Origin of the sequence: Sphingobacterium sp. UBA1498 (genome assembly GCF_002325125.1) — a bacterium.
In the GTDB taxonomy this organism is placed as follows: Bacteria; Bacteroidota; Bacteroidia; order Sphingobacteriales; family Sphingobacteriaceae; genus Sphingobacterium.
Window position 1 is genome coordinate 39,143 of the sequence record NZ_DCRG01000018.1, and the last position, 16,179, is coordinate 55,321.

The 16,179-nt window shown below is 40.2% G+C and carries 7 protein-coding genes; all 7 read left to right on the forward strand.

Features of this window, described 5'->3' with window-relative positions:
• Nucleotides 1-54: 54 nt before the first annotated feature.
• The 7 genes from B3139_RS10250 to B3139_RS10280 all read left to right on the forward strand — a co-directional run bounded on the left by B3139_RS10250 (nucleotide 55) and on the right by B3139_RS10280 (nucleotide 16,112).
• Nucleotides 55-3,309, forward strand: a complete 3,255-nt coding sequence (locus tag B3139_RS10250) for a SusC/RagA family TonB-linked outer membrane protein (RefSeq protein ID WP_293882546.1) — start codon at nucleotides 55-57, stop codon at nucleotides 3,307-3,309.
• Between the two features lie 18 nt (nucleotides 3,310-3,327).
• On the forward strand, nucleotides 3,328-5,250 hold the full coding sequence (locus B3139_RS10255) for a RagB/SusD family nutrient uptake outer membrane protein (protein ID WP_209577451.1): 1,923 nt from the start codon (nucleotides 3,328-3,330) through the stop codon (nucleotides 5,248-5,250).
• A 157-nt stretch (nucleotides 5,251-5,407) separates the two neighbouring features.
• Entirely contained in the window at nucleotides 5,408-7,705 is a 2,298-nt protein-coding gene (locus B3139_RS10260; protein WP_293882550.1) for a GH92 family glycosyl hydrolase, read from the forward strand.
• Nucleotides 7,706-7,911: 206 nt separating this feature from the next.
• Nucleotides 7,912-8,274: a hypothetical protein gene (locus tag B3139_RS10265; protein ID WP_209577455.1), complete on the forward strand. Its 363-nt coding sequence runs from the start codon at nucleotides 7,912-7,914 to the stop codon at nucleotides 8,272-8,274.
• Between the two features lie 292 nt (nucleotides 8,275-8,566).
• Nucleotides 8,567-9,673 carry an efflux RND transporter periplasmic adaptor subunit gene (locus B3139_RS10270; protein ID WP_209577457.1) on the forward strand — a complete coding sequence of 369 codons (1,107 nt, stop codon included), beginning with the start codon at nucleotides 8,567-8,569 and terminating at the stop codon, nucleotides 9,671-9,673.
• Between the two features lie 13 nt (nucleotides 9,674-9,686).
• Nucleotides 9,687-14,237, forward strand: coding sequence for an efflux RND transporter permease subunit (locus B3139_RS10275; RefSeq protein ID WP_293882554.1), 4,551 nt, complete (start codon nucleotides 9,687-9,689; stop codon nucleotides 14,235-14,237).
• Between the two features lie 246 nt (nucleotides 14,238-14,483).
• Entirely contained in the window at nucleotides 14,484-16,112 is a 1,629-nt protein-coding gene (locus B3139_RS10280; RefSeq protein ID WP_293882557.1) for a DUF6377 domain-containing protein, read from the forward strand.
• Nucleotides 16,113-16,179: the final 67 nt, after the last annotated feature.

Consider the following 16,179-nt stretch of genomic DNA (forward strand, 5'->3'; position numbering starts at 1 on the left):
CTAACTCATTGACGACCAATTGTTGATTTAGTAAACCAATAACTAATATTATTTATGAAAAGAAAGGTGATTCCATTATTTCTTACGATTTCTGTATGTGGTACTTTTAGTTCGCATATGGATTCAAAAGCTGCAGCTAGCTACACCAATTTCCAACAAGAAGGTATTATTGTAGAAGGAACAGTTGTAAACAGTTCGACAGGTAAAGTCTTGCAAGGTGTTACAATTATTGTTAAGGCAAGCGGGAAATCCACAAAAACCGACGCCGAGGGTCGATACCGAATTGAAATTCCTTATAAGGATGCTCTATTGACCTTTTCATACGTTGGATTTCAACCTCAACAAATTATTGCGGGAGGTAGGACAACTTTACAAGTTAGTCTTGTAGAGGATGTAAAAGCATTAGAAGATGTGGTTGTTGTCGGGTATACGACACAGAAGAAAAGAAATGTGGTCGGTGCTGTTGCAACGATCACGACCAAGGATCTCGTTCAAAGTCCTGCAGCAAATATTAACAACATGCTGGCCGGAAGATTGCCGGGCCTAGTTGTTAACCAATATGCAGGTGGCGAACCTGGTGTAGATCGTTCTGAACTGTTTATCCGGGGTAAGTCTACATATGGGAATCAATCCCCTATTGTGATAGTCGATGGAATTGAACGCGACATGAGTTATTTGGCGCCAGATGAAATTGAGACAGTTTCGATTTTGAAGGATGCAGCGGCTACTGCTCCGTACGGAATAAGGGGAGCAAATGGTGTTATCGTGGTTACGACAAAACGGGGGCAATCTGCTGATAAGGCAACTGTTGATTTTAAAGCTTCCTATGGTTTAAATACACCAGCACAGTTGCCGATGCTTTTGGGATCTGCTGATTATGCAACGCTTTATAATGAGGCTTTAACGAATGATGCAAGGTTATCGGGTGGAAATATTGATAATTTAAAATTATTTAGTCAGGAGGCGATAGATAAATTTAGAAGCGCAAAGGGGGATAATTCTGATGGTCGAGGTTATAATTGGGATTATTTTGATTATATCTTCAGAACAGCGCCTCAACATGAATACAATCTATCCATACGAGGCGGGAATGATGTGGCGAAATATTTCGTTATGGGTGGATATATGGGGCAGGAAAATAATTATGATCATGTTGATTTATCGAAATATAATGTATCTCCTAAATTTCAGCGCTATAATTTCAGATCCAATATTGACGTCAACATCACAAAAAACTTGTGGGTTAAACTCAATTTGGGTGCGCGAATTACCAATCGAACATCACCCGGAACTTCTGCTAGTAGATTAATGACACTGGCGATGACGCAGCCACCGTATTTGCCTATTGTTCTTGACGCCAATAGTCAGCCTTCTACGCAGGGCTATCTGTTGAATAATCCCTCTGGATTGCTGTTTGGCAATCAAATTTATCGGTTTAATGTTCTTGGTGAATTGACTAGGTCTGGATATCATACGGAGAAAAATACGTATCTGGAAGGGAGTTTTGCTGTTGGCTGGAATATGGATTTCATTACTAAAGGCCTTTCTGTCGATGGCATATTTTCTTATGATGCTCGTGAACAACAGTGGGTTCGACGTGAACTTGGTACATATAGTGAAGGCTATAGGGTGTATCCTAATTACGCCACCTTTCAACCTACAGATGGTATAGATCTATTTATGAACCCACAATACTATGAAGGCACTTATAGAAATGGTAACAAGTATACAGTTGATCAAACTGTTGGGAACTCATTTACGCAAAGTAGTCCATTTAATAGAACTTTCATTCAAGGAAAAATCAATTACAACCGGCTATTTAATGATAAGCATAATGTGACGGGGATGTTGCTTTTTAATCGCTCAAGCCAGTCTGTCTATGATGCGACAAATTCAAGAGCAAGTGTTGATATTCGTTATCAAGGTATGACAGGACAGTTTACATATAATTATCTCGAAAAATATTTAGCAGAATTTAACTTTGGTTACAATGGATCTGAAAATTTTATCGAAGGAAAGCGTTATGGCTTTTTTCCTGCGGGAGCATTGGGTTGGGTAATTAGTAAAGAGAAGTTTATGTCCACTACGAAAGACTGGTTGAGCTTTTTGAAGCTTAGGGCATCTATGGGACTCGTTGGGAATGATAAAATGCCCGGTGATGCCCGATTTGGATACTTGGCATTTTTCCAGGGGGGGGATGGTTATAGCTTTGGCGAACAGAATTTTAATAATGGGCTAAGTGGTGTGCGTGAAGGGCGTTTGGCAAACGAAAATATAACATGGGAGAAATCTAGAAAAACGAATATCGGTCTTGATATGGGATTTTTAAAGAACAAAATTAATTTTAGCATGGATGTCTTTGAAGATTATCGTTATGACATTATTACCGAATTAGGATCGGATGATATTGGTTTTCCAGGTGTGGTTGGAAAAACATCACCATTGATCAATATTGGAAAAGTCCGAAATCGAGGTATTGATATTGAAATGAGTTATTCTGATATGATCGGGGATAATCTTCGACTTTCGGTGAAACCTAATTTTACCTTTTCTAGGAACAAGTTGATCTACCGACAAGAAGTTCCACGCCAATATGAGTATAGGCAGGCAACAGGCAAGCGACTTTATGAAAATTTTGTCTATGTTTTTGATCATTTTGTTAAAGATCAAACAGAGGCGGATCAAGTAAATCAGAGTAATTTTCAGCCTTGGGGAAAAGTGGGGCCAGGAGACGTGATCTATAAAGATTTGAATGGTGATGGTAAGATTACCGACTTAGGAGACCGAACTGTTATGGGGAATCCAAGGAGCCCGGAGATTCAATTTGGCTTACCAATCTCTTTACAATATAAGGGCTTTGATTTTAGCCTTCTGTTTCAAGGTGCATTAAATTCCTCCATTTTGTTGAAAGATGCTGCAGTTTGGGATTTCCCAACTTTTGATCAGGACAAACTCGGTTCTGTTCGACCAATTCATTTGGGGCGCTGGACACCAGAAACTGCTGCAACAGCTACCTATCCTGCATTACATATCGGTAATTCAGAGAATAACAAAAATAGCAATAGCAGTTTGTTTTTATATGACGCTAAATATTTGAGACTTAAAAATATAGAGATTGGCTATAATCTACCGAAGGATCTTATAAAAAAAATTGGTTTGAACCAATTGCGTGTTTACGCCCAAGGAATGAATTTATTTACTTGGTCAGGTCTCAAGGATTTAAGTATAGACCCGGAGATGGGAAATACAAGTGGTTACTGGTACCCGATTTTGAAAGTTTACAACTTTGGGTTAAATCTTAATTTCTAACCTTATGAATGTGTAAATATGAAAAGAATACTTTTTTTTATGGCAGTTGTTGTACTTTCTTTAATCGTAGGCTGCAACAAATATTTAGATAAATTACCTGATGATCAAATCAGGGAAGATGAGGTTTTTACTCGATATGAAAAAGTTAATCAGCTAGTTACGGATGTTTATGCTAAAGCTAAGGGTGTAAATCAGCCTATTTCTTGGTTCTATCATTTTTCGAGTGCTGCAATAACTGATGAGGCAGAGGGATCGACAGTAGAGGGAAATATTACAAACAGATATAACAATGGTGATTGGAATATCAATGAATTGCCAGGAGACAATGGACAGTTTTGGAATAGCATGTTTGACGGCATCCGTAGAACAAACATTATTTTGGAAGGGATCAAGAAGTACAGCACGCCCGATGACATTTTGGAGCCGGGGTCGTTGCCTATGCGTGTAGGAGAGGTTTACTTTTTAAGAGCTTACTTTCATTTGATGGCTGTTCGTATATATGGTGAAATACCTTATATAGACCATGTCATCACAGCTACTGAAAATATGAATTTCGAAAGAGAATCAGTACATAAGGTTATCGATAAAATTATCGCTGATGCGACAATAGCATATAATGCTGTCCCCGAGAGATGGGAGGGACAGAATTTCGGGCGTATTGATAAAGGTGCATGTCTTGGGCTGATTGCGGAGGCGCGTTGGATGGCCGCTACACCACTTTGGAATGGATCTGCGGCAAAAGGCTACAATGGGACACGTAAGTTTGAATCCGAATATGCCACATATGATCCGCAACGTTGGGTGAAAGCTAAAGAGGCCGCTAAGGCTGTTTTGGACAGCAAGGTTGCTGGAGGAAAACGTTATAGTCTTTATCAAAAGTATTCAAATACCGATTTTGGCGATAGTGGGGGGCAAAATACCAGCAATTCAACGGTTTACACTCGTTTATGGCAAATGTTTTATGATATGGAGGCCTTCAAAAATGAGTATGTACTATTTTTTACCCGCTACAAGGGCGAAGGGTGGTTTGGAGATGTATACCCACCAAGCCGCGGCGGGGGGGCTCGCCAAATGCCGGTGCAGGAGCAGGTCGATGAATATGAGTACCTCTCTCCGGATGGTTTTGGTTATCCTATTTATAGTGGTAAGGCTAAACAAGATGGTTACGATGATGGCAACCCATATACTTCAGTCAAAAGGGATCCACGTTTTTATCGTGATATTATATTCCATGGAGCTGCATTTCGAGGAGGTAACAATAATCCTTCTCAGACTAATATTGCCAGTGGTGCTGATCAGATTGGCGCTAATAATGCGACCCGAACAGGATATTATTTACGAAAATTTTTGCAGGAAGCTTGGAATAAGAATGGGAGTGTTATCATCAGTGCGCCTCCAGTATGGCGTTTACCAGACTTCATTTACATTTACGCCGAAGCAGTTAATGAAGTTGATGGACCAACACAGGAGATCTATGATTTAGTTAATCAGGTACGAGCTAGGTCTTTTATGGCGCCCATGCCTTTGACAACACTTGCTGATAAAAATTTGATGCGTGAGTACATTTATCGTGAACGAAGGGTTGAATTCTTTTACGAGAACAAGAGAGCCTTTGATAGTCGTTTGTATCTAGAACCAAGTAGTTCGGCGGAGAAATCTAAATATCAAACCTTTACTGCATCAGGTAGTACGAATAACGAACGCAGTGTTAATTATTGGAAAAATGGTAATACAAGCTATCCGAAACTTCAGAATATGATTAATGGTATGCGGGCTGTCGAAGACGCAAATGGTAAAATTCAAATTGGAGATAAGCGTTATCGAATGGAGCGTTTCTTTGTAGAAAGTAGGGTCTTTACGGCGCCAACTCACTATCTGTTTCCTATATTAAATTCAGAGATCCAAAAGTCTCCCTCCTTGGGTCAGAATCCTGGATGGTAGTAGTTAAAATGAAAATCCCACATCATTTGATTGTGGGATTTTTTGTAACCATCTTGTGAAAAACAGCTGGTCAATCCGTTATATTTAAATTTCTTCCCTATATTTACTAATACGTTTTAGCTTTTTTCTTAATGACGTTCAACCCAAAAGCATAAATATGTTTAATATTAAAAAACTTACAGGTAGCATTCTTTTTCTATGCGCTATTCATGCAGCTATGGCGCAGCAGCCCTCACCGGTTGATTTTGTGAATCCTCTGATCGGTACCGAATCGAAGTATGAATTGTCTAACGGGAATACCTATCCTGCGATCGCAAGGCCATGGGGTATGAATTTCTGGACACCACAGACGGGCAAGATGGGAGACGGCTGGGTATATACTTACACTGCAGATAAAATCAAAGGGTTCAAGCAAACCCATCAACCAAGCCCTTGGAATAATGATTATGGGCAGTTTTCAATCATGCCTGTCACGGGAACTCCGCAATTTGATCAGGAGAAACGAGCAAGCTGGTTTTCACATAAAGCCGAAATTGCAAAACCTTACTATTATAGTGTTTATCTCGCAGATCACGATGTAACAACTGAATTGTCTCCGTCGCAACGAGCGGCAATCTTCCAGTTTACCTTTCCTAAAACAGATAGTGCTTACGTTATCGTCGATGCCTTTGATAAGGGCTCTTATATTAAAGTAATTCCTCAGGAAAATAAGATCATCGGTTATTCAACAAAGAATAGCGGCGGCGTTCCGGATAATTTTAAAAATTATTTCGTCGTTACTTTTGATAAACCTTTTTCCTACAAAGCTGCTGTTAAAAGCGGCGCGATAAGAACAGATGAATTGGAAATTCAGGATAATCACGCCGGAGCAGTCGTTGGCTTCCCTTCCCTGAAGAGAGGCGAGAAAGTCATTGCTCGGATCGCTTCCTCTTTTATAAGTTTTGAACAGGCAGAAATTAATTTGAAAGAAGTTGAGTCGAAGACATTTCAACAGGTTATTGACGAAGGTAAAGCACAGTGGAATGACGTTCTGGGACGTGTACAAGTTGAAGACCATAATATTGACAGGCTGCGTACATTTTATTCCTGTCTGTACCGATCAACACTTTTCCCTAGAGATTTTTCGGAGATCGACGCAAGGGGTAACCGTATTCACTATAGCCCCTACAATGGCCAGGTGTTACCTGGAGAAATGTTTACAGATACAGGTTTTTGGGACACATTCCGCAGTTTATTTCCACTATTGAATTTATTATACCCTTCTATGAACGATCGCATGCAAGAAGGCTTGGTAAATGCTTATAAAGAGAGCGGTTATCTTCCTGAGTGGGCTTCGCCAGGACACCGCGCATCGATGATTGGAAACAATTCTGCGTCTATTGTCGCGGATGCGTTAATTACTGGTCGGAAGGGATATGATAAAGAGTTATTGTGGGAAGCATTGAAACATGGTGCCAATAATGCCTATCCCAGACACACATCTACTGGCCGTTTTGGTTATGAATACTATAACAAATTAGGCTATATCCCCGCCGATGTAAAGGTCGACCAAAATGTAGCGCGTTCACTGGAGTATGCTTATAACGACTGGTGTATCTATGAGTTTGGTAAAATGTTGGGTAAACCCCAGGCGGAAACAGCTATTTATGCCAAACGGGCAATGAACTATAGAAATCTGTTTGATCCAAGTACTAAACTGATGCGCGGAAAAAATGCCGACGGTTCATTCGTTCCCAATTTTGACCCGAGTGCTTGGTCAAGAGAATATACGGAAGGAAATGCTTGGCATTGGAGTTTTTGTGTATTCCACGATCCTCAAGGTTTAATTGATTTAATGGGTGGTAATAAGTCATTTGTATCCATGTTGGATACCGTATTTGTTATTCCGAGTTATGAGGGGATGAAGAGTCGCGGTATGATACACGAAATGCGTGAGATGCAGGTGATGAATATGGGGCAGTATGCGCATGGTAATCAGCCGATTCAACATATGCCCTACCTCTATAATTATGCTGCAGAGCCATGGAAAGCACAATATTGGGTACGTAAAATAATGGATAAACTCTATTTGCCCACACCGGATGGCTATTGTGGAGACGAAGACAATGGGCAGACCTCGGCGTGGTATGTTTTTTCTTCATTGGGATTTTATCCCGTTTCACCCGGATCAGGAGAATATGTGATCGGTTCTCCACAATTTGATAAGGTGACCCTAAGTCTTGAAAACGGTAAAAAAGTGCTGATTGAAGCTAAGCAAAAGGAGGGAAATCAGGTTTATGTGGACCAACTTTCCTGGAATGGAAAACCTTATGACAGGAATTATATCCGTTATAAAGACTTACTGCAGGGTGCCAACCTTCAGTTCAAAATGAGCGATGCCCCAAATAAAAATAGAGGTACAAAAAAAGAGGACGCTCCGTATTCCTTTAGTCGTGAAAACATAGATAAGAAATAAAATTACTACAGCAATAAGTTCCGTGCGCTCTAATCTATACGAAGATCCGGCGACTTCATTGAACGTTAAAAGTTCTTAACAATCGATGAAAATTGAGTTGTATTTGAAAACCATGATAGTTAATTTTGAGGCTGTCATGGTTTTTTTACATGAATACAATAATCTTGGGTATTTAAAATCATACCTTTGTGGTTCTTAATTAGAATATGTTAGGTAAAATATTTCATTTGTTAATACTCTTTGCATACCTTAATTTGTTGACGTATGATTCTTTCTCGTCAGCAACGGGACAGGTTGTGCATGCGGGTGAGACTATTGTGGAGTATTTTTTAGATGATGTATTGGATTTGGATCCTATTCAATCTTCCCATGAGGAAAAAGTGCTGTTGCAGGACGATTATCGCATATTTGCCGTCAATAGTCAAGTGTTACCAATATTCATTTTTGTTTTCGGTATTGTTTTTACCGCTTTATGCTTTGCAAAGGATGACGAACATCCTTTTTACCGTTCTAAAACCATCTGTCGGCCGGGTTACTATCGGTTCCTATACCGGTTTCGACCGTTCTAACTATTTTCTATTTATCTTTTCATTCAAAGCTACATTTCATTAAAGTTGAAAAGTATGACAGTTTTTGTGCGTCATACGACCGAGGTTATAGCGTACAACTCAGACTTGATGAAGTTATCGTAGTCCCTTTGCTTACATGATCCCTTCAGTCATTGAAATTTAATGGCTAGCAAGAGAATTTAACATTTTACATTTTATTATCGTTTGAAATACCCATGTCTGGTAAACGCCTACATGGATGAAAATTAATTGGGTATTCCATAGTGACCACTAAAAAGAAGATTATTTCCCTATGAACAAATTACGGATACTGTGCCTTTTACTTGGTGCGGTTGGGATGCTGGCATCATGCCGCTCCTCTAATGCTAACGCTGATCAGAAAGAAGAACTCAAAAATATCCCTGTTGCATCTTTGATGGTGATGGACACTACTGTTTACCAGGAGTATATTGCTGATGTTCAAGCCTTAAAAAACGTCGAGATTCGCTCTAAACTGAATGGATTTTTGGATAAAATCTATGTTGATGAAGGCGTCTGGGTAAAGAAAGGACAGCTATTATTTAAATATAATAATGAGGAATACCGTTCAGAATTAGCCAAAGCCAAAGCACAGTATGATAATGCTATTGCCGAATCTCAAAAGATAAAACTGGAGATGGAACGAACTCAAAAATTGGTTGACAAGAATATTGTGAGCCCTTCGGAGTATAATCTATTAAAGATTCAGCTAAAAGCGTCCAATTCTAAAATAGAGGAAGCTCGTGCGTTGGTTAATCAGGCACAGACAAGATTGGATTATACGGTTATACGGGCTCCTTTTGACGGCCGTATAGACCGTATTTTACTACGTGAGGGATCTCTTTTGACCGAAGGAAGTTTGATAACAACAATCTCTGACCTCAGCAAAGTGAATGTTTATTTTGATATTTCTGAACGGGAGTATCTAGCACTTATGCGCGATAAGCTGAATGGCAAAGAAACGCAAAAGTCGGTGAAATTAATTTTAGCCAATGGTGAGCTTTATCCACATGAAGGAATTGCGCATCTTGTTGAAAGTGAGTTTGAAGCCAATACAGGATCGATTGCCCTTCGGGTCCAATTCCCAAATGCCGAACATATCCTAAAACACGGTGCAACTGGTAAGATCGCGGTACCTATGGAGACAGGAGAGCACACTTTTGTACATCAAAAATCAGTATTTGAGATTCAGGATAAGACCTATGTGTATACACTACAGGCAGATAGTACCGTTAAAATGACACCTTTTAGTGCAGGCCCCCGTGTGGGCCATTATTACATTGTGGACGGAGGTTTGGATTCCAATGCCAAAGTTGTTTATGAAGGAGTGCAAGGACTGCGGAGTGGAATGAAGATTAATCCAAAAATGAGGAAATTGTAGCGGAGGATAGATTATGTTTGAAACATTTATAAAACGGCCTATACTGTCGTTGGTTATTTCGGTGTTTATTACACTTTTGGGTCTGTTGGCCTTATTTACATTGCCCATTACACAATTTCCGGATATTGTTCCACCTTCTGTAGTCGTCAATGCCAATTACACAGGAGCTAACGCCGAAGTGAGTACAAATGCAGTTGCTATTCCTTTAGAAAAGGCAATTAACGGTGTTGCAGGGATGACTTACATGAACTCGGTGTCTACCAATAACGGGAGCACAGTGATTCAGATCTTTTTCGAAGTCGGCACGGATCCAGATATCGCTGCTGTAAACGTACAAAATCGCGTTACAACAGTATTGGATGAACTACCCGAGGAAGTAATTAAAGCAGGGGTTACTACAGAGAAAGAGGTCAATTCGATGTTGATGTATCTGAATGTTTTTACGGACGATGAAACGGCAGATGAAAGATTCATTTACAACTTCGCGGACATTAACATTCTAAAGGAACTTAAACGTATTGAGGGGGTTGGACTTGCTCAGATTATGGGGATGCGCGACTATGCGATGCGTGTTTGGGTTAAGCCTGACCGTATGGCAGCTTATAATATTTCTGCTGAGGAGGTGGTTGCTGCATTACGCAAACAGAATATAGAGGCCGCGCCAGGTCAAACAGGTATCAGCTCGGATAAAATGCGTAATATGCAACAATATGTTTTGCGTTATCCGGGTAAATTCACTGAAATTGAGGAATATGCTAACGTTCCTATTCGCGCCACGGCAAATGGCTCCATTATTCGTATAAAAGACGTTGCCGATGTTGAATTTGGCTCATTAGATTACGAAATGGTGTCAAAGACCGATGGTCGGCCCTCGGCTTCCATCATGTTAAAGCAATTGCCTGGATCAAACGCACAGGAGGTTATTCAGCGTGTGAAGGATCGGATGGCAGAGCTGAAACAGACCCAGTTCCCGACCGGCATGACCTATACGATGGGATATGATGTGTCGCGGTTTTTGGATGCTTCAATATCCTCTGTTATCAAAACCTTATTAGAGGCATTCCTTTTGGTTTTTATTGTGGTATTTATCTTTTTGCAAGATTTTAGAGCCACAATTATCCCTATTTTGGCCGTGCCCGTGTGTTTGATTGGCGCACTATTTTGTATGCAGATGCTCGGTTTCTCCATCAATCTGTTGACCTTATTTGCATTGGTATTGGCGATAGGAATTGTGGTAGATAATGGTATTGTTGTCGTGGAAGCTGTGTATGCCAAAATGGAAGAGGAACATCTCCAACCCATGGAGGCAACATTGGAAGCCATGAAAGAAGTTGGTGGTGCCGTTGTGGCCATCACCTTAGTTATGTCGGCTGTTTTTGTTCCAGTAGCCTTTCTTTCAGGACCGGTCGGAATATTTTATCGTCAATTTTCGCTGACACTCGCAGCAGCTATTGTTATTTCTGGAATCAACGCTTTAACATTGACTCCTGCGTTGTGTGCACTTTTCCTAAAATCGCCACACGACCGTAAACCAACGAATAACTGGTTGGACCGTTTCTTTAAAAAATTCAACCAAATCTATGATAAAACAGCCTTTGGCTATAAAGGTATTTTGGTAAAAACGAGTGCAAGGCGCGGACTGACACTTCTTTTGTTGGGAGGATTTTTTGTAGCAACTTGGGGCAGTAGTGCCATCTTACCCTCTGGATTTATTCCAACAGAAGATCAAGGGATGATCTATGTCGCGGTAACGACACCGCCGGGTGCAACTGTAGACCGCACAGAACGCGTTTTGGATAAAATTGACTCCGTATCAAGAAAGCTTGATATTGTTGAAACTGTTTCTACCTTGTCAGGATATAGTATTGTTACCGAAGTATCAGGAGCTTCCTACGGAATGGGTATGATTAACCTTAAGCCTTGGAAAGAGCGGGACCAGACTGTCGATGATGTCATTAAGGAGCTACGCGATAAAACCAAGGATTTTGCTGATGCACAGATTGATTTCTTTCCGCCGCCAACGGTGCCGGGATTTGGTAATTCGTCGGGTTTTGAGTTGCGACTTTTGGATCGAAGTGGTAATGAGGATCTCAATAAAACGGCAGAGGTGCTGCAGAAGTTTATGGACGATATGGAGAAAAGCGAGGTCCTTCAGGATATCAGCTCCAGCTTTGATGTGAACTTCCCGCAATATATGCTGAAGGTTGACTACGATATGGCTGCAAAAAAGGGGATATCAGTAGAAAATGCTATGAATACCCTGCAGACCTTGATGGGAAGTCTTTATGCAACAAACTTTATTCGCTATGGACAAATGTATAAAGTGATGGTTCAGGCTGGCCCCGAATATCGCCAACGGCCAGAAGATGTATTGCGCCTATATGTAAAGAATGAGACAGGTGAGATGGTACCTTACAATGCCTTTATTTCCATGGAAAGAATTTATGGGCCTGAACAAATAACGCGTTATAATATGTTTAGTTCAGCCATGATCACAGGGCAGTCTTCAGCAGGTTTCAGCTCAGGTCAAGCCATTGAAGAAGTGGAGAAAATTGCTTCTTCTTTGCCGCAAGGCTATAGTATTGAATGGTCGGGTATGACCCGTGAGCAAAAGATTTCTGGAAACCAGGCTTTGTATATTTTTGCCCTATGTCTTCTATTTGTCTACCTGTTGTTATGTGCGCAGTATGAAAGCTTTCTGTTGCCTTTACCGGTTCTCCTCTGTCTTCCGGCAGGGATCTTTGGTGCATTTATTTTCTTGAAAGTCTTCGGATTGGAAAACAATATTTATGCGCAGGTAGCATTGGTGATGCTGATTGGTTTGTTGGGTAAGAACGCTATCCTGATTGTGGAATATGCCAATTTGAAATATAAGCAGGGAATGGATATCGTGACAGCTTCAATTGAAGGAGCGGTAGCCCGTTTGCGTCCCATATTAATGACTTCCTTTGCATTTATAGCAGGTTTGATTCCTTTAATGATGGCCAGTGGAGCCGGAGCATTGGGCAATCGGAGTATTGGTACCGCTGCGGTAGGCGGGATGCTTATCGGAACCATACTTGGGATTCTTGTCATCCCTGGATTAGTGATTTTATTTTCAAAAAAGGATAATAAGAAACAAGTGGTCAAACAAGCGTCTTTAGTCATAGCCGCACTTATTTTATTGGGTAGTTGTTCGGTGCCTAAAAAGGCCCATCAGCCCGAGAAAGTAAATGTACCGACCTCATTTTCCAAAAACATTTCGCCGGATAGTTTAAATGTAGGCCGCAGGTCCTGGAAGGAAATCTTTAGGGATCCAAAATTAGTTTCTCTGATTGATTCTGCTTTGCTGAATAATATGGATATTCGTCAATCGATCTTGCGACTGGAATCTGCACAAGCTTATTTTAAACAGCGTAAGGCGGCATTAGGGCCAACCGTTGAAGCTGCAGTGGAAGGTGGAATACGGAAATATGGACATTATACAGAATCGGGAATAGGTAACTACGATTCAAATTTTTCGGAAAACCTGAAAAGTGATGAAAAATTGCCTGAGCCCTTTATTCCAGATTATTTTATAGGACTTCGCTCCTCCTGGGAGATTGACCTTTGGGGAAAGTTGAAGAGCCAAAAACAAGCAGCTTATTTTGGCTTTTTAGCTGAACAGGAAGGTAAGCGCCTTTTAGAAACAGAGCTGGTCTCCAATATTGCCACGGCTTATTATGAACTGATAGCGTTGGACCAAAAAATAAAGGTATACGATCGGAATATTGCCTTGCATAAAAATGCATTAGAAGTTGTTGAGGTAAAAAAGGATGCTGGTTATGCAACAGAATTATCTGTACAGCAATTTAAGGCTTTATTAGCCAACTCCAAAGCGGCCAAGGAGCAGTTACTTCAAGAGATAGCTTTGTGGGAACATCATATCAATGGATTACTGGGACGCTTTTATCAACCGATTGTAAGAAGTACCTATACCGAAAATGCAGATTTATATCATGCCATGCAATTTGGTACACCAGATGACCTCGTGAATCAACGTCCGGATATTAAAGCTGCCTATCTCAAGGTGATTGCATCGTCAAACAGCCAAGAAGCTTCACGTCTGGCATTTCTACCTTCTGTTGCAATAAGTCCATTTGTAGGATTACAGAGCTTTAGCTTTGGTAAGCTATTTAACTTGGATAGATCTATTGCTTATAATCTTTTTGGCGGTATCACACTTCCTTTATTTAATCAAAGACAGCTTAAAACGCAGTATGAGATTGCTAAAGCAGACTATGGAATAGCATTTGTGGACTATGAAAAAACGGTTTTAAATGCTTACAATGAGGTTTCTAATGTAATTATGACGCAAGAGGCAATCGTCAAACGACGTAATTTCGTAGATGAGCATGTTCAGGCATTGGAATTATCTATTGAAGCTGCCCAAGAGCTGTTTATTGCCGGGAGGGTGTCATCATTGGATGTTGTGACGGCTCAAAAAGAATCTTTGGAAGCCCAAGTTGGAAAAGTGGAGCTGGAGAAAGAGAGTACGTTAAACCAGATTCTACTCTATAAAGCCCTAGGAGGGGGCTGGCAATAAGATTTTTATTTCAATAGGAAAACTATTTTTCATGCGATAAAGAATTAACTTGTTAATTCTTGGACCCAAAAAGGTCAGGGAAAGAGGCCGTCGTGAGACGTCCTCTTTTTTTTCTGATAGTCCTTCATGTTAGAGGGTAGAAAGAACATTAAGTTTGTTGTCATTGCTAATGGTCGCTGCAAAGTCATGCATGTTTTGTAGTTATTTTTATGTAGTTTAGGCAACAGAATGTTGAACCGATTTAGTATGTTGCAGCGCATTTTTCTTTTCCTACTTTTCTTTCATTTTAGTATTTACCTATCTGCCCAAGTGACTTCGGATAGTATTGGCGTTTTACAACGTTTGGAATATTTAATGGACAACCAAAAGATTTACGTCAAAAATCGTGAAGATAAGCTGGAAAAACTGAAACAAGAAGCAAAAGCTCTCGAAAGTAATCCTGCTGAATTTTTGAAGAAAAACTACGAAATCTTTGAAAATTATAAGAAATTTGATTCTGACGCAGCGCTTTCTTATATTTTACTGTGTCAAAAACTGGCTCCGCTAGATAATGATTCTTTACAGGCAGTGATTCATCTCGATTTGGCATGGGTATATTCCACTATCGGAAGATACATCGAAGCCGCACAATTATTGAAGCAAGTCGAGTCAGCTCATCTTGGCAGGGATCTCCTGGCAAAGTATTATGATACCTACAGCTCTTTCTATAGCCATTATGGTCAGAGCAATAATCGATCAGAGTATTATCAGGCAAGTGAAAAGTACCGTGATTCATTGTTGACGGTACTGCCAAAGTCTTCCTTGGAATATCGTACCACCATTGCCATAAAAACGTTGTTCAACGGTAATCGTGAGGATGCTAAAAGACAACTGTTAATGCTTTGGAATGAAAACAAGAAGGATGTTGAGCAGCGCGCCCTGATAGCGTATTTTATGGGACTCATATATAAGTATGAGAAGGATATAAAAAGTCAAATCTATTATCTTTCCATATCGGCGAGTGCTGATATTGAAATGGCTAATCGTGACAACGCATCTTTTCACGACCTCGCCCTAACATATTATGATCAGCAAGATTTTGACCGAGCTTTTCAGTTTATCGAAAAAGCAATTGACGATGCAATGTTATGTAAAGTCCGGTATCGGATTATCGAAGGTACCTCTTCATATCCTATCATCAATGCAGCCTATCAGCAGAAAATCAGTAGTCAAAATAAGCAGTTGGTTGGCTTAGTTGTTATCGTCAGTATTTTATTGATTGGTGTCATCATTGCACTCCTTATTATTTATAGACAGGTGCAACATTTGCGAAGAATACGATCACAGCTTTCAGCAACAAATCAGCAGCTTCGATCATTAAATAAAGAAATTAATCAGACTAACCTTAAATTATCGGAATCCAACCACATCAAAGAAGAGTATATTGCTCAATTTTTTGATATGTGCTCCAGCTATATCGATAAAATGGAAGATATTAGAAAGGTTTTATTAAAGAAAGCTACAAATCAACAATGGGATGCTCTTCGTGAGCAGTTGAAGTCAACACAAATGGAGGAACGGGAGGTAAAACAACTGTATGTTAATTTTGATCGTATTTTCTTAAACTTATATCCAACCTTTGTTGATGAATTCAATGCTTTGCTCCAGGAGGACGAGAAGATATACCCCAAAAAGACAGAGCTGTTAAATACCGAACTTCGCATCTTTGCCTTAATTCGATTGGGCATTGATGATTCGGTAAAGATTGCAAGCTTCCTGCGTTATTCTCTTCGGACTGTTTATAATTATAGAACAAAGGTACGTAATAAAGCTGCCGGAAATCGGGACGCCTTTGAAGCTGCTGTCTGCCAGATTGCGGTAATTGACCGTGCGTAGACGCAGTTTTCTATACCGAAAAACAGTTGATAATTCGATTCTTTCGCTTATTTAGGTACTTTTTAAA